The sequence below is a fragment of the Bradyrhizobium sp. 157 genome, from assembly GCF_023073815.1.
Lineage (GTDB): Bacteria > Pseudomonadota > Alphaproteobacteria > Rhizobiales > Xanthobacteraceae > Bradyrhizobium.
In genome coordinates, this window is sequence record NZ_JADPKF010000065.1 from 92,026 (window position 1) to 110,908 (window position 18,883).

At 63.1% G+C, this 18,883-nt stretch carries 20 protein-coding genes; 6 read left to right on the top strand and 14 right to left on the bottom strand.

What is annotated here, in order from left to right; translation table 11 throughout:
* Position 1: 1 nt before the first annotated feature.
* Positions 2–772 (bottom strand): L,D-transpeptidase, encoded by a 771-nt coding sequence (locus IVA95_RS14080; protein WP_247511022.1) that lies wholly within the window; start codon positions 770–772, stop codon positions 2–4.
* 295 nt (positions 773–1,067) lie between these two features.
* On the opposite strand from IVA95_RS14080, the gene IVA95_RS14085 reads away from it, so the two are divergent.
* From IVA95_RS14085 to IVA95_RS14095, 3 genes are all read left to right on the top strand, one after another.
* Positions 1,068–2,171 carry an AI-2E family transporter gene (locus tag IVA95_RS14085; RefSeq protein WP_247511087.1) on the top strand — a complete coding sequence of 368 codons (1,104 nt, stop codon included), beginning with the start codon at positions 1,068–1,070 and terminating at the stop codon, positions 2,169–2,171.
* Between the two features lie 75 nt (positions 2,172–2,246).
* The gene (locus IVA95_RS14090) at positions 2,247–2,606 is read left to right on the top strand and encodes a DUF883 family protein (RefSeq protein WP_247511023.1); all 360 of its coding nucleotides are present in this window, start codon (positions 2,247–2,249) and stop codon (positions 2,604–2,606) included.
* Positions 2,607–2,723: 117 nt separating this feature from the next.
* The gene (locus IVA95_RS14095) at positions 2,724–3,167 is read left to right on the top strand and encodes a hypothetical protein (protein WP_247511024.1); all 444 of its coding nucleotides are present in this window, start codon (positions 2,724–2,726) and stop codon (positions 3,165–3,167) included.
* A gap of 918 nt (positions 3,168–4,085) precedes the next feature.
* On the opposite strand, the gene IVA95_RS14100 is transcribed toward IVA95_RS14095, so the two are convergent.
* From IVA95_RS14100 to IVA95_RS14110, 3 genes are all read right to left on the bottom strand, one after another.
* The gene (locus IVA95_RS14100; protein ID WP_213248479.1) at positions 4,086–4,502 is read right to left on the bottom strand and encodes a hypothetical protein; all 417 of its coding nucleotides are present in this window, start codon (positions 4,500–4,502) and stop codon (positions 4,086–4,088) included.
* A gap of 252 nt (positions 4,503–4,754) precedes the next feature.
* Positions 4,755–6,029 (bottom strand): MFS transporter, encoded by a 1,275-nt coding sequence (locus tag IVA95_RS14105; RefSeq protein ID WP_247511025.1) that lies wholly within the window; start codon positions 6,027–6,029, stop codon positions 4,755–4,757.
* 444 nt (positions 6,030–6,473) lie between these two features.
* Positions 6,474–7,085, bottom strand: coding sequence for an NYN domain-containing protein (locus IVA95_RS14110; RefSeq protein WP_213248483.1), 612 nt, complete (start codon positions 7,083–7,085; stop codon positions 6,474–6,476).
* Positions 7,086–7,646: 561 nt separating this feature from the next.
* Between IVA95_RS14110 and IVA95_RS14115 the strand changes: the two genes are divergently transcribed.
* Positions 7,647–8,084 carry a TonB family protein gene (locus IVA95_RS14115; RefSeq protein WP_247511026.1) on the top strand — a complete coding sequence of 146 codons (438 nt, stop codon included), beginning with the start codon at positions 7,647–7,649 and terminating at the stop codon, positions 8,082–8,084.
* A gap of 125 nt (positions 8,085–8,209) precedes the next feature.
* Here the strand turns inward: IVA95_RS14115 and IVA95_RS14120 are convergent, their stop codons facing one another.
* Together IVA95_RS14120 and IVA95_RS14125 are read right to left on the bottom strand one after the other, a co-directional pair.
* Positions 8,210–9,193, bottom strand: a complete 984-nt coding sequence (locus tag IVA95_RS14120; RefSeq protein ID WP_247511027.1) for a DUF808 domain-containing protein — start codon at positions 9,191–9,193, stop codon at positions 8,210–8,212.
* Positions 9,194–9,319: 126 nt separating this feature from the next.
* Positions 9,320–10,126 carry a response regulator gene (locus IVA95_RS14125; protein WP_247511028.1) on the bottom strand — a complete coding sequence of 269 codons (807 nt, stop codon included), beginning with the start codon at positions 10,124–10,126 and terminating at the stop codon, positions 9,320–9,322.
* A gap of 312 nt (positions 10,127–10,438) precedes the next feature.
* On the opposite strand from IVA95_RS14125, the gene IVA95_RS14130 reads away from it, so the two are divergent.
* Both IVA95_RS14130 and IVA95_RS14135 read left to right on the top strand, forming a co-directional pair.
* Positions 10,439–10,636, top strand: coding sequence for a NepR family anti-sigma factor (locus IVA95_RS14130; protein WP_057841045.1), 198 nt, complete (start codon positions 10,439–10,441; stop codon positions 10,634–10,636).
* The gene (locus IVA95_RS14135) at positions 10,636–11,184 is read left to right on the top strand and encodes a sigma-70 family RNA polymerase sigma factor (protein WP_028349310.1); all 549 of its coding nucleotides are present in this window, start codon (positions 10,636–10,638) and stop codon (positions 11,182–11,184) included. The genes IVA95_RS14130 and IVA95_RS14135 overlap by 1 nt, the downstream gene beginning before the upstream one ends.
* Before the next feature lie 214 nt (positions 11,185–11,398).
* Here the strand turns inward: IVA95_RS14135 and IVA95_RS14140 are convergent, their stop codons facing one another.
* The 8 genes from IVA95_RS14140 to IVA95_RS14175 all read right to left on the bottom strand — a co-directional run bounded on the left by IVA95_RS14140 (position 11,399) and on the right by IVA95_RS14175 (position 18,785).
* Positions 11,399–13,057, bottom strand: coding sequence for an HWE histidine kinase domain-containing protein (locus IVA95_RS14140; RefSeq protein WP_247511029.1), 1,659 nt, complete (start codon positions 13,055–13,057; stop codon positions 11,399–11,401).
* A 399-nt stretch (positions 13,058–13,456) separates the two neighbouring features.
* Positions 13,457–14,089: an urease accessory protein UreG gene (ureG, locus tag IVA95_RS14145; RefSeq protein ID WP_213248494.1), complete on the bottom strand. Its 633-nt coding sequence runs from the start codon at positions 14,087–14,089 to the stop codon at positions 13,457–13,459.
* Between the two features lie 135 nt (positions 14,090–14,224).
* Entirely contained in the window at positions 14,225–14,962 is a 738-nt protein-coding gene (locus tag IVA95_RS14150) for an urease accessory protein UreF (RefSeq protein WP_247511088.1), read from the bottom strand.
* Positions 14,943–15,536, bottom strand: coding sequence for an urease accessory protein UreE (locus tag IVA95_RS14155; protein WP_247511089.1), 594 nt, complete (start codon positions 15,534–15,536; stop codon positions 14,943–14,945). The genes IVA95_RS14150 and IVA95_RS14155 overlap by 20 nt, the downstream gene beginning before the upstream one ends.
* 160 nt (positions 15,537–15,696) lie before the next feature.
* Positions 15,697–15,996, bottom strand: a complete 300-nt coding sequence (locus IVA95_RS14160) for a putative quinol monooxygenase (RefSeq protein ID WP_213248496.1) — start codon at positions 15,994–15,996, stop codon at positions 15,697–15,699.
* A gap of 26 nt (positions 15,997–16,022) precedes the next feature.
* Positions 16,023–16,322 carry a putative quinol monooxygenase gene (locus tag IVA95_RS14165; RefSeq protein ID WP_247511030.1) on the bottom strand — a complete coding sequence of 100 codons (300 nt, stop codon included), beginning with the start codon at positions 16,320–16,322 and terminating at the stop codon, positions 16,023–16,025.
* Positions 16,323–16,442: 120 nt separating this feature from the next.
* Positions 16,443–18,158, bottom strand: a complete 1,716-nt coding sequence (ureC, locus tag IVA95_RS14170; protein ID WP_247511031.1) for an urease subunit alpha — start codon at positions 18,156–18,158, stop codon at positions 16,443–16,445.
* Positions 18,159–18,311: 153 nt separating this feature from the next.
* Positions 18,312–18,785: a DUF559 domain-containing protein gene (locus tag IVA95_RS14175; protein ID WP_247511032.1), complete on the bottom strand. Its 474-nt coding sequence runs from the start codon at positions 18,783–18,785 to the stop codon at positions 18,312–18,314.
* Positions 18,786–18,883 lie beyond the last annotated feature (98 nt).

Consider the following 18,883-nt stretch of genomic DNA (forward strand, 5'->3'; position numbering starts at 1 on the left):
TTCAGTTGAGCTCCGGCGGCGTCAGATTCATCGCCTGGCGGCCCGACGGAGCAATTGCGACCGGGCGCGGATGCGCGGCGGCCGGACGAGCCGTGATGCCGGTCCTGGAATCCCCGCCGCGCGCCATGACCGGCGCGCTCTTCGGCAGCACCACGACCTTGGTGCCGACATCGGCCCGGTTGAACAGGTCGATAACGTCCTCATTGGTCAGGCGGATGCAGCCGGACGAGACGAATTTCCCGATCGTCGAGGGATCGTTGGTGCCGTGAATGCGGTACTGGCTGGTGCCGAGATACATCGCCCGCGCGCCGAGCGGATTGCCGGGACCACCGGCCATGAAGCGCGGCAGATAGGGCTGGCGCGCGATCATCTCGGCCGGCGGATGCCAATCCGGCCATTCCGCCTTGCGGCTGATGGTCTGCACCCCGGCCCAGGTAAAGCCTTCGCGGCCAACGCCGACGCCGTACCTGATGGCCCGGCCCTGCCCGAGCACGTAATAGAGCGTGGTGTTGCCGGTATCGATGACGATGGTACCCGGCGCCTCCGTCGTACCGAAGGGGACGACGGCGCGGCGAAGCCGTTCGGGCGTCGCGCCCTCGTCGGACGCGATCACCTCATCGGCGGGATAAGCATTCGGCTGGGTGGACGCGTAGCCGAGCGTCTGCGCGTTCGCAACATTCGAGAGCGCCGACGGTATCAGCAAAACGGCGGCGACGAGGACAAACGCGCGCGCCACGCACGACGAAAGCCGGCGATCGAAGCACTGTGTCATGAGACTGCCCCGTGGGATGTGTGCATCATTGGATGCTCTGCACCAACAAACGCGGCCACAAGCCGGCGGTTCCGAACCGCCGATGTCGCGTCGCATCACGTCAAGTGCGACGCCGCTCACGCCTGCGCGATTGGAACTCGCACCTTAGCGTCACGTTATGATCGCAGTCCGGTTCGCGACGTCGCTTTTGCCGTGTCACCGCCGCTTCGGGCGAGGGGAAACCATTGTGAGCGTCATTCCCACCAAGCCTTCGCCCGCCAAGCCTTTGGCCGCCAAATCCCCGCCGACAAAGCCGTTGCCCGGTGAACGCCAGGTTCCCCACGAGCAGGAAGGCACGCCGGTCCCCGAGAGCAAACTCGATTTGCCGCCGGTCATCCGCCGCACCGAAGTAGTGGCGATCGCGCTCGTCGGCTTGCTGATTATCTGCGTCATCGCCAGCCTCTATCTTGCCAAGGCGTTTCTTCTGCCGATCACGATGGCCTTTATCGTCGGGACTATGCTTTCCCCGGCCGCCAGCCTCCTGGAGCGCTACCGCATTCCGCGCGCGGTCGCCGCGGTGCTGATCGTGGCTGCCACCAGCGCCGCCGCCGCTTTCACGGTCGGCCTGATCGCCTCGCCCGCGATCGAATGGAGCGGCAAGCTTCCGGAGCTGGGAGCGCTTTTGAGGGACAAGCTGCATGTGTTCGACCGGCCGCTCGCGCTCTGGCAGGAGTTGCAGAGCATGCTCGGCGGGCCTGGTACGCTCACGACATTGCATCTGCCGAAGGTCGACTGGGTGCAGCCGACATTGGAATTCCTGTCGCCGACCTTTGCCGAATTCCTGCTGTTCATCGCGACGTTGCTCCTGTTCATCGCGAGCTGGCGGGACCTGCGCCGGGCCCTGATCCTGAATTTCGGCGAGCGGGCGTGGCGGCTGCGGACGCTGCGGATCCTCAACGAGATCGAGGAGCATCTCGGCAACTATCTGTTGCTGGTGACCATGATCAATGTCGGCGTCGGCATCGCCACCGGCCTGATCTGCGCGGTCACGGGCATGCCCAACCCGGCCAGTCTCGGCGCACTGGCGGCGATCCTGAATTTCATTCCGATCATCGGCCCGGTGGCAATGTTTGCCGTGCTGGTCGTGGTCGGCATTGTCGCGCTCCCGACCATCAGCGCCGGGCTGCTGGCGCCGGCCATGTTCGCCGTGATGACTTTCCTGGAAGGCCATTTCCTGACGCCGACGATCGTCGGCCGTCGGCTGGCACTGAACGCGCTTGCGGTATTCCTGGCGGTGGCGTTCTGGACTTGGCTGTGGGGCCCGATGGGCGCGTTCCTGTCGTCGCCGCTTCTGATCGTCGCGCTGATCGTGAAGGAGCACTTGATGCCGCCGGACTCGCCGCAACTGCCGGACGACTAACGAGTTTCGGATCGGGAACTTCCGAATGGACTGGGCGTTTGTTCCGCGGATGAACTCAGTACCCGGGAGCTTTCGATGTCTGACGCCGCCATGAAAAATCTGACGGACAAAGCGACCTACGAGCGCCTGCAGAAGGATATGACCGCTGTAAAAAACGATATCGCAGCCCTGACCGAGCAGATCACCGACGCGCTGAGCAGTTTTGCCGGCACCGCCGGCAAGCAGGCGCGATATGGCTTCAGGCAGGCGCGCGCCAATGCGGAACAGGTGGCCGACGACGTGTCCGAGCGCGGCAGCGCGATGCTGGACGCCGCCCAGGACGCCGCATCTTCGATCGAGGAGACGCTGGAAGACGCCATCACGCAGCGTCCGCTGGCAACCGTCGCCCTGGCGCTGGGGATCGGCTTTCTGATCGGTGTGGCGTGGCGTAGGTAGGTTTGGCGACGGATCGCGTGGCTGGACAGCCATGCCTTGCATCGTCTCTTGCATTCCCGTGGCGATGGAGCGCTACGGCGTGTTTTGTTGACGCGGTTCTCAGATCGAGGCGTGGCCATGTTTCAGCGACTGATCGACGATTTCAAGGAATCGACCGGCACCGCGTTGCGGCTGACTTCGCTGGCGGCAGCGGCAGCGATGGCATTGCTGGTCACGGCCGCCTTTCTCTGCGCAGCGGCCTTCGTGTTCGTGCTGGAGCGATACGGTCCCGTGCAGGCTTGCCTCACCGGTGCCGCCATCTTCTTCGTGGTCGCGCTCATCGCGGCCGGCTTCTACATGGTGCGCAAGAAAGAGATCGAGGCGCGCGCCAAACAGGCGGCGAAGGCGAAATCCACCGCGCAGACCGTGCTGTCCGATCCGATGCTGGTCGCGACCGGCATCCAGGTGATCCGCGCCGTCGGCGTCAAGAGGCTGATCCCGATTCTCGCGATCGGCGGACTGGCGCTCGGATTTCTCGCGAGCCGCGCCAACGCAAGCAGCGGCGAGGCGCCGGCGGAGTAGGTGAACTCGCCCGTCGTGAGATAACGAAGTTGTCGTCGGTCCGCGCGCATGCGTATCCAGCACGCAACAGCCCATCCAGATCATTGCGAGCCAACGGGTCGCAATAACGACGAGTGCCGAAGCACCACAAGCTGTCATCCCCCGCGAAAACGGGGGATCCAGTACGCTGCGGCCTATCGGTTCAATCACTGCTGTCTCTGGAATACTGGGTCACCCGCCTTCGCGTGTGACGATAACGAAATATGAGGCGGCCTTCTCGCGGCGCATTGCGCCCGAGTTTTGCCTAGAAAACCTCCCGCCCGCTTGTTCAGAGGGCGCAGGGAAGACCGGGTGCGCGCCGCACCCGCGGTCTCGTGTGCTATTGCGCAAAAGAACACGCACACGAGCATACAGGTACAGCGGGAGCATCCCGGCCTTCCCTGCGCAATGGCTTTACGGCTTACTTCGTGCTCTTCCCGGTGAACGGCTTTCTTGCCACCGTCGCCTCCGAGAAGCTTCGCTTCTCTGGGACTTAACGCCAGCACCGCGGCGCCAGAACCACACGACTTCGCCGTACGCGTCAGGCGCGTACGTCTAGCGCACCTCTCGCGTCCATCGCATCTCACCGCACGTTCGTGACGATCGCGAGCCGCCCCTCCATCGGGTGAGACGGGCGGAGTTATGCAAATGATTTGCGTGACAGGGGAAGCGGAATATTTTTGATTCCCGGGCTTGACGCGATTTCGTAAAATCAGAATTGATTTGCCCGTCGTGCCAATTGGCTTCGGCGCGAGCAAATCAGCTCTCGGTTTGTAGGGTGGGCAAAGCGCAAGCGTGCCCACCATCACTTGCACCGAACGGTTCGAATGGTGGGCACGGCGCTGTCGCGCCTTTGCCCACCCTACAGATCTCGCTTGGCGGATTGCCTCACGCCGCGGATCAGGTGACGCAGCGGCCGGGCTGAAGCAGTTTTGCGACTTCGGTCAACACGCTGACCGGCGGTTCGCAGGCGATCACCGTCTTCGATTTGTCAGGCTTGTTGTCTGGCTTGGCGGGTGGCGCCGGGCGGTTCCGCGCCTCCTCTTGAACCACGGGAACACGTACCACTACGGATGTGTCGTCGAGGCCGACGGTCCGGATCGTTATCGTCTCGGTCTGGCCCGCCGCGGCTTTGACGGCCGCCCGGTCGGCCTTGGCGGCGCGGTTGATGTCTGCTCCGCGGCTGATGTCTGTTCCGGGTGAGGTCGCGGCGAGCTTCAGCCGGCTGGCCAGATCGTGACCGGAAGCGAGCTGAACGGCGCCAAACGTAGCGAAGACGGCAAGAAGGGCAAAAATTGCTTTGAAAATCTGTGACATGGCTCGGTGTCCCTCGCCCCATGGCGATCACGAACACAACCCGAACCGAGTAGCCGTAGGTCCGATGCTTATCGATCACTTAACCGTGTATGAAAAAGATTCCCAAAAATATTTGTCGGAGGCTGGAACGACTTTGGGGGGCTCGGAGTCATCCTGGCAGCCGGTTATTCCCCCTGCCCCATTGACCGGCGACGTAGGGCGCGACCGTGGTGATGCCGGTCGCGCCCTGCTTTTTTTCAAGCCTGCCTGCTTCTATCGCCCCGCCGCCTTCATCTCCTCACTCGGCTTCACATCTTGCGATCTGCTGTAGATCGCAACCGCCACGATCAGCACCAGCGTCAGCGTGCCGAACAACGCGCGATAGGCTTCTTCCGTGCGCGCGCCGTTCGCGAGCGGCTCGAAGGCGCCGATGATGATGCCGGAGAGCGTCTGCATGCAGGCGACGCCGAGCATCACCGACGTGTTCATCGTCGAGATGCCGCGGCCGATCAGCCGATCCGGGAAGATGCCGCGGCCGTGGGTCATTACCATGGTGCTGGAGGCGGAGAAGAAGCCCATGGCGACGATGACGCCGATCGGTAGCCAGGCGGGCGGGTGGGAGAACAGCGCCAGAATCGCGAGCAGCAAAATGATCGCCGAGGTACCGCCAATGGCGATCCATTTGCGGGTGTCGAGCCGGCGGTCGAGCGGGCCGAAGGCAAGCATGCCGACCTGGTAGGCGACCACTGCGCAGAGCAGGACGTTGCCGGCCGCGATCGGGCTGAGGCCATGCACCTCGCGCAGGAACGCGCCGCCCCACAGGCCCTGCACGGTGAAGGTGCAGGCGTAGTTGCAGAAGTTCAGCGCCATGATCGGTTTCAGGCGCGGGTTACGCAGCACCTCGACCAGGCCTTTGAGCATCTCGCCGGGCGGCTCCACCTTGCGGCTCAGGAACGGGTGACCGGGCGGCGCGTCGCGCACCACCAGAAAGATCGCGATCGTGGCGAGCGCGGTGAAGACGACGACGGCGCCGAACACCGGACGCCAGCCGACCGCCTGCGACGCCCAGGCGAGCGGCGTGGTGGCGGCGAGGTTGCCGAGCAGGCCGATCGACAGCACGATCGCGGTTAGCGTGGAAAAACGATCCGGCGGAAACCAGCGCGAGATCACCACCATGCTGCCGATCAGCATCACGCCGCAGCCGGCCCCCATCAGCACGCGGCCGGTGAGCAGCACCGGCCAGCTCGGCGCCAGCGTGAACATTGCGCCACCAATGCAGGCCACGATCAGCATGCCGACCACGGTATAGCGGGGCCCGAAACGGTCGAAAAAGAAGCCGCACGGGATCTGCATCGCGGCGAAGCCGAAGAAGAACGCGCCGGTCAGCGCCCCCAGCGCTTCCGGCCCGATGGCGAGATCGCGCATCAGGTCGAGACCGATGGTGACGTTGGAGGCTCGAAAAAAATGGCTCGCGACATAGGCGGTCGCCAAGGTCGCAACGATAATCAGGCCCCGGCGGAGGGGGAAAGGCCGCTCGGCGGGCTGCATCGGCGAAGGGACGTTTCCGTTTGTTTTCTCGTTGCAACGAGCCTATGCGGGCGCGGCACACAGTTCAACAAGCAATCGAACCGATTGGAAGCCTCCGTGTCAGTGCGTGCATGGCCCCTTGCCCGAAAAAATCCGGCGCGCAGGTGGCGCGCCGGATAGTCCGACCAGCTTTCACGTCGAAGCTGGTGGCCCGAGCCAGGGGGAGGTGCCTGGCCGAGAACTCGGTAACGCCGGCGACCCCGGTCCCAACGTGCGGAATTCCGGGATCGGCGGCGTATCAGCAGAAGCAATCATACCGCCGGCTTCACAAGCCGGAGGTGAACTGCTTCACAGACCGCGGCACAAAAAGACAGGCGTGCGGCGGCCGCGCGGGATCCATTCCAACTCTACGCAACAACAATTCGGGTCAGTCCGCAGCCCGCGGTTCAATCGACCAATCAGAAATCATCCCGCAATGCCACCGCCATTGATCGCTCCGCGCGTCGCGAACGGCGGCAATTGCTGGCGGATTTCGCGTAGTCCCGGCCGCTCGGACGGATCGCGCCCGAGCGTTGCTTTCAATTCCGCAAGGTCGAGAAAAGCGTCGGCCTGACGCCGCAGTTCGTCAGCCACCATCGGAGGCTGGCTGGTCAGGGTCGAGACGACAGTAACGTGCACGCCGCGGCGCTGCACCGCCTCCAGCAGCGGGCGGAAATCCCCATCGCCGGAGAACAGAAACATCCTGTCGATGCGCCCGGCGAGCTCCATCGCATTGACGGCAAGCTCGACATGCATGCTGCCCTTCACCTTGCGGCGGCCGCTGGCGTCGACGAATTCCTTGGTGAGCTTGGTGACGACGGTGTAGCCGTTATAATCGAGCCAATCGATCAGGGGACGAATGGATGTATATTCCTGATCCTCAATAACGGTCGTGTAGTAGAACGCGCGCAACAACGCGCCACGGCCCTGGAACTCCTTGAGCAGACGCCGGTAATCGATATCGAAACCGAGTGTCCTGGCGGTCGCGTATAGATTGGCGCCATCGATAAAGACCGCGATTCTATCGGACGGTGTCATCAGACACTGGCCTCTCATTTAAGGGGACGCCGATCGTGCGAGCATTCGCTAAAGGCTTGCCCGCACGCTGCTAGGTACCATAGCTGACCGAGGTGACGAGGCAGGTGGCGCCGACGACCGGGAGGAACAATCGTGCGCTGCGCCGGTAGTTCAATCGATATGCATCCTGCCTCGACGCGCCAACGTTAAAGTGCGCGCGCGCCGAGCTCAATTGTACCGAGGTAAGCCGCCGGTATCGAAACGGATGGACCGACTATACGAAGGTTTATGAGCCGCAGTGACGCCGCGGGGCGCGATCTCAGCCGAACTGTGACGTAGGCTGCGTCAGCCGCGCCTGGCGCCCGCGACGTAGCCGGCTGTAACATCGCCCTTGTGGGCGAAGGCTGCCAGGGCTTTCATGCGGACGCTTGGCTCGCTGAACCAGCTTGGTATCGTCCGGCGCCGAGGGGCCGGAAGCCCGCATCGCTGCATCGGCGCTGCCACGAGCAAGCCGATCAGCCTGCCTTGTAATCAACCAAAAGGCGAATATGATCCGGCGCGTTGAAAATTGCAGAGTCTTCTATGTTGCGCCGAATCAGCCTGATTGCCCTGCTTACTACGATCGCCATGCCTGCTTTTGCGCAGTCCGAAACGATCAAGGAATGGCACAAGGAGATCATTGCCCGGTTGGATAACAGCAAGCGTTTTCCAGCGGCAGCGTCGGACCACCGCGGTACCGCCAAGGTCGGCTTCGTCCTGGACCGCAATGGCGGACTGGTTTCTCGCTGGCTCGAGGAAAGTACCGGCAATCGCGCGCTCGACGAAGAAAGCCTGGCGATTATCGAACGTGCCCAACCGTTTCCGATACCTCCGCCGAACCTGAACGAAGATCATCTGAGATTGGCAATCCCATTTATATTCGCGAACCGGCCCGGCTTCGCGAACCAGCCCGGCCCGTCGTGGGAACAGGAAGAAGCGAGGCTGAGGTCCAAGGTGAACAGCATCTGCCGCGGCTGTTGAGCCACACGGCTTCGATCGCGCCCTCCGCAACGCCAGCGTCACGCCGCCAGCACCATCCGCCACGACTTCACGCGCGCCGAGTGGTTTGCCCAGAATGAGCGCCGCTTCGACACGCACTACCTGGCCTACCGGCCTCCTTGCAGAACAGCTTTCACGGCTTTCCACGCCGGCGCGACGACAAACCCGACGACCGGAATCGATGCGGCGCCGATCAGCAATCCGATGACACCGGAGATGGCGGCCTCGACCACCCATTCGACAATAGCGGCGACGGGCGGCACCGCGTGCGCCGCAGCCTCGGCCGCCGCCTTGACGGCGTGTTCGATCGCGGGCGGGCCGAAGACCTCGAGGCCATGCAGGATGATGCCGCCGCCCACCCAGATCATGGCGGCGGTGCCGATCACACTGAGGAGTTTCAGAAGCAGGGGCATGCTGCGAACGATGCCGCGTCCGAGCACGCGGCCTAGAGCCGAGGCGCGGTCGCTCCGCGCCAGAGCCACGCCGACATCGTCGGCCTTCACGATCAGCGCGACCACGCCATACACGGCGACGGTGATTCCGATCGCCACGACCGCCAACACGAGCGCCTGCTTCCAAATGCTCCCCGCTGGGAGCGCCGCCAACGTGATCGCCATGATCTCGGCTGAAAGGATGAAGTCGGTCTTGATCGCGCTTGCGACCTTCTCGTCTTCGACTGACTGAGCGTTCAACGACACCGAGCCGAGCTGGGCCTCATGCTGGTGCGCCTGATGGGGCATGACCGCTTCGAGCACTTTCTCGACCCCTTCATAGCAAAGATAGACGCCGCCCAGCATCAGCAGCGGCGTGATCGTCCAGGGGAGGAAGTAGCTCAGCACCAAGGCGGCCGGCAACAGAATCAACAGCTTGTTGCGCAGCGATCCTGCGGCGATCCTACCCACAATGGGAAGCTCGCGCTTCGGCTCGAACCCGATCACGTAACCGGGCGTGACCGCGGTATCGTCGATCACGACGCCTGCGGCTTTTGCGCCCGCCCTGGCGGCCTGGCTAGCGACATCATCGAGGGAGGCTGCAGCTACCTTCGCGATACCAGCGACATCGTCGAGAAGGCCGATCAGCCCGATACTCATCGAATTCTACCCCCACACCATTCGCAGATTCATCGCAGACAAGCTGCGGCATGTACACGACGAGAAAAATCCGGCGCGCTAGTCGAGCGCGCCGGATGCATTCCTACTCACTCAACGAGGCCTAGATCAACCGGTGGCCGCACGCGGGGTCCGATTGCGCGAGTTGCGCTGGAAGAACAGCGCCTGGCTCGCGACCGCCGAAACCATCGCGGGCTGGAACGGTTTTGAGATCAGGAACGCAGGCTCGGGGCGTTCACCAGTCAGGAAGCGCTCGGGGTAAGCGGTGATGAACACCACCGGCACCTCGAACGCGCGCAGCAATTCGTTGACGGCATCGAGGCCCGACGAGCCGTCGGCGAGCTGGATGTCGGCGAGGATCAGGCCGGGCTTTTTGTTCTTGGCGAGCGCGACCGCGTCGGCATGGGTGCGGGCGACGCCGATGACGTTGTGACCGAGGTTCTTCACGAGGCTCTCGAGATCCATCGCGATGAAGGTCTCGTCCTCGATGATCAGGACGTCGGTGGCGATTTCCGCCGCCATCTCGCGGCCGGCGGTATCCGTCAGTTGCCGGGTCTCGGCGATGTCGGTATTGAGAATGAACGCCACCTCCTCCTCGGAGAAGCCTTCGAGCGACAGCAAGAGGAAAGCCTGCCGTGGCAGCGGTGTGATGTTCGACAGCCGCCGCTCCGGTGGCAGCGCCAGCGTCGCGACATCAGGATTGTCGTTGAGCGAGACCGAATTCCAGATCTGGGTGAACAGCTTGAACAGCCCGGCGCGCGGGCCGTACCGTTCATCCAGCAGCGAGCCATCCTGCAATAGGGCCTCCAGCATGGCGGCCACATAGGCATCGCCCGAGGCCTGGTTTCCGGTGAGCGCACGGGCATAGCGCCGCAACAGCGGCAGATGTTCAGCAACGAGCTGTGATCGGGACATCCCCATTCCATCCTTGTCTTGGGCCGTATCCTTGGCCGTTACTTAGGGTCGCATCTGGGCGGACGTAACCTGGAGCGCCGCGTCCGGCGCCAATTTAAAGGTTTCTTAAGCTCGATTCGGGGGGACCCGGTTCCCCTGTCACCCCGACTACTCGCGGAAGGCAAAAAAGTTCCAGAAAAAGTTCCCAGATTTCGGAACCATCCGCAGATATTCGCATTAGCCTCTGACCTATAACGCGGCGGCTAGGCCCAATTTCGAGGTAACCTCTTGAAACCACAGAGAATTAACTCTCGGGGAAGCGTGGATCAGACCATGAAGGAAGCAAAAAAGCAGGGCGGGCTCAATGCCGAGATTCAATCGAGGATCGGCCACCAGCTCCGTGCCATGTACGACGATGTGGTCCGACAGGGCGTGCCGGACCGCTTTGCGGAGCTGATCCGGAAGCTCGACGGGCCGGAGGCGGCGGCGGCCCAGATCGACGAAACAGCAAAAAATGACGGGAGGGACTAATGCCTCTCACGGACTCTCTTCGCGACGACATTTTGGCGTCGGTACCAAGCCTGCGCGCGTTCGCGATCTCACTTTCGGGCAATGGTGACCGTGCGGACGACCTTGTGCAGGAAACGTTGCTGCGCGCCATTGCCAACATTGACTCGTTCCAGCCCGGCTCGAACCTGCCGGCCTGGTTGTTCACCATCCTGCGCAATCTGTTTCGCTCGGACTATCGCAAGCGGCGGCGCGAGGTGGAGGACGCCGAGGGCAATTACGCGAAAACTTTGAAGACCCAGCCGTCGCAAAACGCGCATCTGGAGTTCGAGGAGTTTCGCACAGCGCTCGACAAGCTGCCGCAGGACCAGCGCGAAGCGTTAATCCTGGTCGGTGCCTCCGGCTTCTCCTACGAGGACGCCGCCGCCATCTGCGGCTGCGCGGTCGGCACCATCAAGAGCCGCGTCAACCGCGCGCGCTCGAAACTCTCAGCGTTGCTCTACGTCGAGGGCGCCGAGGATTTCGGACCCGATGAGACGGTGCGCGCCGTGATCGGCGGCAATGGCGGCTGACGACGCGATCGAGACGACATGGAAAAGGCGGCCCGAGCGGGCCGCCTTTTTTGTTTGACGTGATGTGAGATTTCGTAGCCCGGGTGGAGCGCAGCGCAACCCGGGAATCAAACCGCGAGAGTGGCCCCGAGTGTCGCGGAGCCTGTCATCGGGCGCGCGTTCGCGCGACCCGTTGGCTCATCCGGCTGCAAACCATGCGGGGACGGAGTGTGACCTACTTTACCGGCCGTACCGGCGCGGAAATCTCGCCCGTGCGGTCGCGCTCGGTCATGTCGACCACCGTGACCATCGGCGCGGTGAGTTCGTAGACATAGCTGACATCGGTGAAGTAGCGTTTTGCCGTGCCGCCGAGCGCTTCGGGCGCGACGCGGTCGAGCAGGATGAGGCCGAAATCCGAGTCTTCGCGCCGCGTCGCTGCGCTGGTGTTGAACTCTTCCCAGCGGAAATGGAAGATCGTGTCGGGCTCCTCGCCCGAGACTTCCCAGTTCGCGACGATATGCGGATGCTTGCCGACCAGCGACAGGCCCTCGTCTGAGTGCGAGGCCAGCTCGAAGAACAACAGCGAGAGCGACTGGGCGGCACGCGCGCTGACGGCGATATCCGGGCCGTTGACGACGATACGGTCGGCATGCGGGATCGCGCGCGACTCAAACAGGCCCTTGAGCTTGACGCCCTGCCACTGGCTTTCGCTGAGCAGCGTCACCACGTTCGACATCGCATGGATGCGGCCGATCAATAGCTCGCGCGACACATCCATGTCGGAGCCGTGGCGCAGCGTGCGCGTCACGATCGACTGGATCACGGCGAGGATGTTCTTGACCCGGTGGTTGAGCTCGTCGATGACGGCGGTCAAGCGCCGCTCGAAACCGATCCGCACCTCGATCTCGCGGCTAAGCCGCAGATTGTTGTAGGCGACATAGCCGAACAGCCCGCAGACGATGCCGGTGAGCGCCAGCCCAATGGCCGCGACGACGATCGCGGTCTGCTGCGCACGCTGCGCGGCGTTGTTCTTGGCGTAGTAGCCGAGCGACCAGTCGCGGCCGCCGAACGTTACCGTCCGCACCACCGACGGCAGCGGATCGCCCTGCCTCACCGCCCGCAGCGTGACGACGCCCTGCTCGTTGGCGACATATTCGTCATTGGCGTCATCAGGGTCCTTCAACACCACCGAAAACAGCGAGCGGTCGTCATCGGTCAGCATCAGCGGCGCCAGCTCGTAGGAAAAGGTGACGAAGCCGGCCGGCTCCGAACTGCCCTCCAGCAGAATTGGAGACGCCAGCACGAGGCCGATCGGCCCGTTCTGGCGCAACAGCGGGATCGGGTCCGAGGCCAGCGGCTTGCCGTTTGCCGCCGCCTGCGCCAGCATCGGACCGATCACCGAGTGGCGGTCGTAGGCGCGCCCGGGAAAGCCGAGCGTATCCGGACTGCGCGGCTCGAGATCCATCAGCACGTCGATCGGCTTGTTGATGGTCCGGAGATCCAGCGGCTTGTCGTCGAAATCCCTGATCGTCGGGTTGGTGAAGCCGGCCCCCTTCAACTCCGCCTGCGCCGCGGCCAGATCGCCCGGCTTCAGCCGCGCGATCCAGAACGCGCTCACGAAATCGGTCTTGAAGGCATAGATCGCCGAGCGCAGCGGCTGCAGCATGTTGGCCTTTACTACCGAAGGTGAGCGGAACAATCCGGATGCAACGCGCGCGAGCAATTCGCGCTCGGTCAGCCGGTCCTGCACCAGGCTGGCATGAACGTCGATAGCGCGCGACAGCGCGATGCCGTCGATTGCCAGTTCCTGCTCGTGAACGCGATAGGCTGCGAGACCGGAGAGCAAAACTCCGATCAGCGCGATGAAGCCGATAATGAAGCCCAGCCGAACCACTCGCTTACTCAGGAATGACGTGTTGGCGAAGACGTATTGGAAGCATTTCGAGGTCTGCCGGGGCAGAGACACATGGCAATAGCGCGAAGGCCAAGCGCGGCGAATATGACGGAGCGATCATCAGCACGCAACTGACAGCTTGGCAGCGGGCAAACAACACGGCAGCCGTTAACGCTGATTTGGCGGCGCCAGAAGTTGATAATCTGACAGCGTCGATTTGGTTCCGGCGCGGACGGACAAATCCGACGGCTGCGGCGGCGGACCGAGCATTAATGTTAACGCGCCGCTCACCTGCCGCTGGCCTGACCGCTTGTTCGGCCGCCTGTTCGCTGGGCCGGCTATCCCGCGCTCGCTGTGGTCCCTCTCCCCGTTCTTCACGGGGCGAGGGAGGTCTGGGCCCTACCGGGCCTTCGCGGCCGGGCGCAGGCCGCCCTTGGTCTCGATGAAGCCGATGATGCGATCGAGCCCCTCGCTCTTCTTCAAATTGGTCATCACGAACGGCCGCTCGCCGCGCATACGCTTGGCGTCAGTCTCCATCTTCTCCAGCGACGCGCCGACGTAAGGCGCCAGGTCGATCTTGTTGATGACGAGGAGGTCCGAGCGGGTGATGCCAGGCCCGCCCTTGGAGGGGATCTTGTCGCCGGCGGCGACATCGATCACGTAGATCGTGAGATCGGCGAGTTCGGGGGAAAACGTCGCGGCAAGATTGTCGCCGCCGGATTCGATCAGCACCAGATCGAGATCGGGAAATTTCGCGCGCATGTCGGCGACCGCCGCGAGATTCATCGAGGCGTCCTCGCGGATCGCGGTGTGCGGACAGCCGCCGGTCTCGACGCCGGCGATGCGGTCCGGCGTCAGCGAGCCCGAGCGGACCAGAAACTCCGCGTCCCATTTGGTGTAGATGTCGTTGGTGATGGCGGCGATGTCGTAGCGCTCGCGCATCGATTTGCAGAGCAGGTCCATCAGCGCGGTCTTGCCGGAGCCGACAGGACCGCCGACGCCGATACGGAGCGGGCCGTGAGATTTTGACATTTGCGATGCTCTTCTAGTTTCGCTTGGACGATCGTAGCCCGTATGGAGCGCAGCGCAATCCGGGATCAGTTGATCCGAACGTGAGGCGCCCCCGGATTACGCTTCGCTCCATCCAGGCTACAGCTTGCTGCGGCCTCATGACCTAAACAGCCGCGTATACTGCGTCTCGTGGCGAAGGCTGGCGAGATCGGCGCGGAAAGTGGCGCTGCCGAGATCGTCAAGGGAAGCTGCGAGCGCGCGGCGGGCGGTGGCGGCGACATCGGTTTCGAGGCCGGCGAGAATGCGCTGGCTGTCCGTTTGCCCGAGCGGCACTAGCCGCGCGCCGGCGGAAATCCAGTTCGACACCACGGCATGCAGGAAGGCATGGATCGCCGGCGCAAGCGGAACGGCATGGGCGGCGCTGACGACGCCAACCGCGACGGGATAGACGACCACGCCGCCGCACGCGGCAACCATGCCGTCGAGCCCGTCGCAGGCCCAGGCTGCGCGCGCGATATCGATGAAGGCGCGGCCCTGCGTTGTCGTCTCGAGCTGACGCTCCCGCGAGGGCACGAAGGCAGCGGCGAGTTCGGCGATGTCGCGCAACGCCGTGGCGTCCTGCGCGGACGCAGCGCGATGCGCCTGCGCCAGAAATACGGCGTCACAGAAACCGGAACCGTCAACCAGCATCGCAGCTAGCCAGTCGCGCAGCGAGGCGGCGTCGGTAATGTCACCGGCCTCAACCGCCCATTCGATGCCGCTGGAATAGGAGAATGCGCCGACCGGGAAGGACGGCGACAGCCAGGTCATCAGCCGGTACAGCGCCGCTGACTCCTCCGCACTCATTCCGCTGCTCGCGTCGGCGGGCGCAGGCTCACTTGTGGTCATGAGCATGGGAATGATCGTGGTGGTGATGATCGTGGTCGCAATGTTCATCGTGATGAGGATGGTCGTGATGATGGTGCGCGTGATTGTCATGATGGCGATGATGGTCATGACCGTGGCCATGATCATGCGTAGCATGATCATGTGCCTGGCTCGCCGCATACGCCCCGCCTTCGGGATCGAACGGCGCCTCGATTTCGATGATGCGCGCACCCAGCCCCTTCACCATCGCCTCGATGACATGATCGCGGCGAATACGCAGGCCCTTCGGCATGATCTGGGTCGGCAGATGGCGGTTGCCGAGATGCCAGGCGATGCGGACCAGATGCAGGGGATCGACGCCGCGGATCTCGATCAAGGGCTCGGCGGCCGCGACCACCTCGATCAGCCGGCCGTCCTCCAGCACCAGCGCGTCACCGCCGCGCAGCGCCACCGCGTTCTCCAGGTCGAGCAGGAATTCGAGTCCGCGCGTGCCCGTCATCGCCATCCGCCGCCGGTGCCGGTCGTCGAAATCGAGCACGATGGTGTCGGCGGCTGATTGCGTCCAGCGATGCTGGCCCAAAACTTTGGTCGCGCGGATCATGTGGAAATACCTGAAGCGCATTCGGGCATCTGGGCTTCATCCTTCAAGACGGCGCTCTGCGCCTCCTCAGGATGAGGTCTAAGACCCTCATGGTGAGGAGCGCGGCAACGCCGCGCGTCTCGAACCAAGAGGCCACTGAATGCGCAGCAATACGCGAACACTAAAACTTCTCCACCTTGCCGTCGCTGATGATCTCGATCACCGTCGGCGCGGTCTTCATCTGCGAGGAGTATTCCCGCCACACCTTCATGTGAGGCGCACGGCCATGTGCATTGAGGTCGTCGCGGGTCTCCCAACGCTCCACCACCACATACAGGTTTGGATCGTTCACGCTGACATGGCCTTCATAGGAGATGCAGCCTTTCTCTTTCAGAGTTTCGGCGATACAGGCCTTGTGCCCCTTGATGAAGTCGTCCTTGTTTTCCGGCTTCATCGGCGTGGTGGCGATGACGTAGATCATGAGTTTCTATCCCTTGTTTTTCTTGATTAGCGGATGTCGACCTTTTCGGGGGTAATGACTTCGATCTTCGGCGGCGCCGACATGCATTTCACGGCGACGCGGCCGAACGTCTTCATGTGCTCGGCGCCACGATGCGGCACCAGCGCCTCGGCATTTTCCCACTGCTCGACGAACACCATTTTTGAGGGATCGGTGACGCTCTCATGCAGGTCATAGGCGATGTTGCCGGGTTCTTTCCGGGTTTCCTTGATGCAGGCGGTGGCGGCCGCGATGAAATCGGCGCGCGTTTCGGGCTTGATGGTCAGCGTGGCAACGACGTAGATCACTCGATCCTCCCGGACTTTTTGTTCTGGTTCCGGGAAGGACCTTACCCCAGAAGCGCGATCGAACGCAAAACCGGTGCCCACCCACGGATCAAGTCCGAGGGCATGCTTTTGCTGATCGCTTTAGAACATGAAATACTTCTGCGCCATGGGCAGAACCTCGGCCGGGGCGCATGTCAAAAGCTCGCCGTCTGCGCGCACCTCATAGGTTTCGGCATCGACCTCAATCTTTGGAGTGGCGCTGTTGTGGATCATGCTCTTCTTGGAGATGCCGCCGCGGGTGTTTTTCACCGGATAGAGCGTCTTGCTGATGCCGAGCTTGCGCGCGAGGCCGCCAGTTATCGCGGCCTTGGAGGTGAACACCACCGAGGACGCCGTCAGCGACTTGCCGAAGGCGGCGAACATCGGCTGGTAATGCACCGGCTGCGGCGTCGGGATCGAGGCGTTGGGATCGCCCATCGGCGCCGCCACGATCGAGCCGCCCTTGATGATGCAATCGGGTTTCACGCCGAAGAACGCCGGCGACCATAGCACGAGATCGGCGAGCTTGCCTTTCTCCACCGAGCCGATCAGTTTCGACACGCCATGCGCGATCGCGGGGTTGATGGTGTATTTGGCGATGTAGCGCTTGACGCGGAAATTGTCGTTGTCGTTGCCCTTGTCCTCGGGCAGCGCGCCGCGCTGCTTCTTCATCTTGTCGGCGGTCTGCCAGGTACGGATGATGACTTCGCCGAGCCGGCCCATCGCCTGCGAGTCCGATGACATCATCGAGAGCGCGCCGAGATCGTGCAGGATGTCTTCGGCCGCGATCGTCTCCTTGCGGATACGGCTTTCGGCGAAGGCGAGGTCTTCCGCAATCGAGGGATCGAGATGGTGGCACACCATCAGCATGTCCAGATGCTCGTCGATGGTGTTGCGGGTGAAGGGGCGCGTCGGATTGGTCGAGGACGGCAGCACGTTTTTCAACCCGGCGATCTTGATGATATCAGGCGCGTGCCCGCCGCCGGCGCCTTCGGTATGGAAAGCATGGATGGTGCGGCCCTTGAAGGCTTTTACCGTGTCCTCGACGAAGCCGGATTCGTTCAGCGTGTCCGAATGCAACATCACCTGGACGTCGTAGTCATCGGCGACCGCGAGGCAGTTATCGATCGCAGCCGGCGTGGTGCCCCAATCCTCATGCAGCTTCAGCGCGCAGGCGCCGGCCTTGATCATTTCGACCAGCGCGGCGGGTCGCGCCGCGTTGCCCTTGCCGGAAATGCCGAGGTTGACCGGGAAGGCGTCGAACGACTGGATCATCCGGCCCATATGCCAGGGACCGGGCGTGCAGGTGGTCGCAAAGGTGCCGTGCGACGGGCCGGTGCCGCCGCCCAGCATCGAGGTGACACCAGACATCAGCGCGTGCTCGATCTGCTGCGGGCAGATGAAATGGATGTGGCTGTCGAAACCGCCCGCGGTGAGGATTTTTCCTTCGCCGGCGATGACGTCGGTGCCGGGACCAATCACGATGGTGACGCCGGGCTGGATGTCGGGATTACCGGCCTTGCCTATGGCGGCGATCATGCCTTCCTTGATCGCAACGTCGGCTTTCACGATGCCCCAGTGATCGACGATCAGCGCATTGGTGATGACGGTATCGGCCGCGCCCTGCCGGTTCGTGACCTGCGACTGCCCCATGCCGTCGCGGATCACCTTGCCGCCGCCGAACTTCACCTCCTCGCCGTAGGTGGTGAAATCCTTTTCCACCTCGATGATGAGATCGGTATCGGCCAGCCGCACCTTGTCGCCGGTGGTCGGCCCGAACATGTCGGCATAGACGCTACGTTTGATTTTTACGGACATATCAGGCTCCAGCGTTCAGATCTGAATTTCGTGCCAATTGCCGGCAGGGCGACTCGCGGCCACCCCTCTCCCCAACCCTCCCCCGCAAGGGGGGAGGGAGTCTGACGAGTGTGCGCACCTCACCTTGCATCGCGGCTGCTGCGGGAGATGGCATTACAGCTCCCGGACGTCGTTAGCGTGCTTGGGGGATGCATCGGCTTGTGTCAGGGACGCATCGGCGGAAGGGTTCCCTCCCCTCTTGCGGGGGAGGGCTAGGGAGAGGGGTGCCGCTTGCTCCGCTGCTAGACCAATGGCGAGCACGACACCTTCGAGGTTCTTCAAGACCTCGTCATTGGTGAAGCGCAGTACGCGATAGCCGCGAACCTCAAACCATCGGTCACGCCGTTCATCGTGACGGAGGCGTTCCACAAAGTCGTGGCTCTCGCCGTCAAGTTCAACGACCAGCTTGCAAGAGTGAGCAGCAAAATCGGCTATGTAACTGCCCATCGGAACTTGTCGGCGAAAGCCAAAACCCGCGAGCCGTTTCGCCTTGAGATGGCGCCAAAGCAACGTCTCCGCACGCGTCATCTCGCGCCGTAAACGCTTGGCGCGATCTCGCTGAGTCTTGCTGACCTCGTCGTGTGGCATACCCCTCCCCCCAACCCTCCCCCGCAAAGGGGGAGGGAGCGGCACCAGTGTGCTCACCTCACATTGCATCATGGCGACCGCTGATGTGATTGGCACGA

Coding starts and splice junctions, on each gene's coding strand:
- IVA95_RS14080 (WP_247511022.1), bottom strand. CDS start 772: ATGACACAGTGCTTCGATCGCCGGCTTTCGTCGTGCGTGGCGCGCGCG.
- IVA95_RS14090 (WP_247511023.1), top strand. CDS start 2,247: ATGTCTGACGCCGCCATGAAAAATCTGACGGACAAAGCGACCTACGAG.
- IVA95_RS14095 (WP_247511024.1), top strand. CDS start 2,724: ATGTTTCAGCGACTGATCGACGATTTCAAGGAATCGACCGGCACCGCG.
- IVA95_RS14100 (WP_213248479.1), bottom strand. CDS start 4,502: ATGTCACAGATTTTCAAAGCAATTTTTGCCCTTCTTGCCGTCTTCGCT.
- IVA95_RS14105 (WP_247511025.1), bottom strand. CDS start 6,029: ATGCAGCCCGCCGAGCGGCCTTTCCCCCTCCGCCGGGGCCTGATTATC.
- IVA95_RS14110 (WP_213248483.1), bottom strand. CDS start 7,085: ATGACACCGTCCGATAGAATCGCGGTCTTTATCGATGGCGCCAATCTA.
- IVA95_RS14115 (WP_247511026.1), top strand. CDS start 7,647: ATGTTGCGCCGAATCAGCCTGATTGCCCTGCTTACTACGATCGCCATG.
- IVA95_RS14120 (WP_247511027.1), bottom strand. CDS start 9,193: ATGAGTATCGGGCTGATCGGCCTTCTCGACGATGTCGCTGGTATCGCG.
- IVA95_RS14125 (WP_247511028.1), bottom strand. CDS start 10,126: ATGTCCCGATCACAGCTCGTTGCTGAACATCTGCCGCTGTTGCGGCGC.
- IVA95_RS14130 (WP_057841045.1), top strand. CDS start 10,439: ATGAAGGAAGCAAAAAAGCAGGGCGGGCTCAATGCCGAGATTCAATCG.
- IVA95_RS14135 (WP_028349310.1), top strand. CDS start 10,636: ATGCCTCTCACGGACTCTCTTCGCGACGACATTTTGGCGTCGGTACCA.
- ureG (WP_213248494.1), bottom strand. CDS start 14,089: ATGTCAAAATCTCACGGCCCGCTCCGTATCGGCGTCGGCGGTCCTGTC.
- IVA95_RS14150 (WP_247511088.1), bottom strand. CDS start 14,962: ATGCTCATGACCACAAGTGAGCCTGCGCCCGCCGACGCGAGCAGCGGA.
- IVA95_RS14155 (WP_247511089.1), bottom strand. CDS start 15,536: ATGATCCGCGCGACCAAAGTTTTGGGCCAGCATCGCTGGACGCAATCA.
- IVA95_RS14160 (WP_213248496.1), bottom strand. CDS start 15,996: ATGATCTACGTCATCGCCACCACGCCGATGAAGCCGGAAAACAAGGAC.
- ureC (WP_247511031.1), bottom strand. CDS start 18,158: ATGTCCGTAAAAATCAAACGTAGCGTCTATGCCGACATGTTCGGGCCG.
- IVA95_RS14175 (WP_247511032.1), bottom strand. CDS start 18,785: ATGCCACACGACGAGGTCAGCAAGACTCAGCGAGATCGCGCCAAGCGT.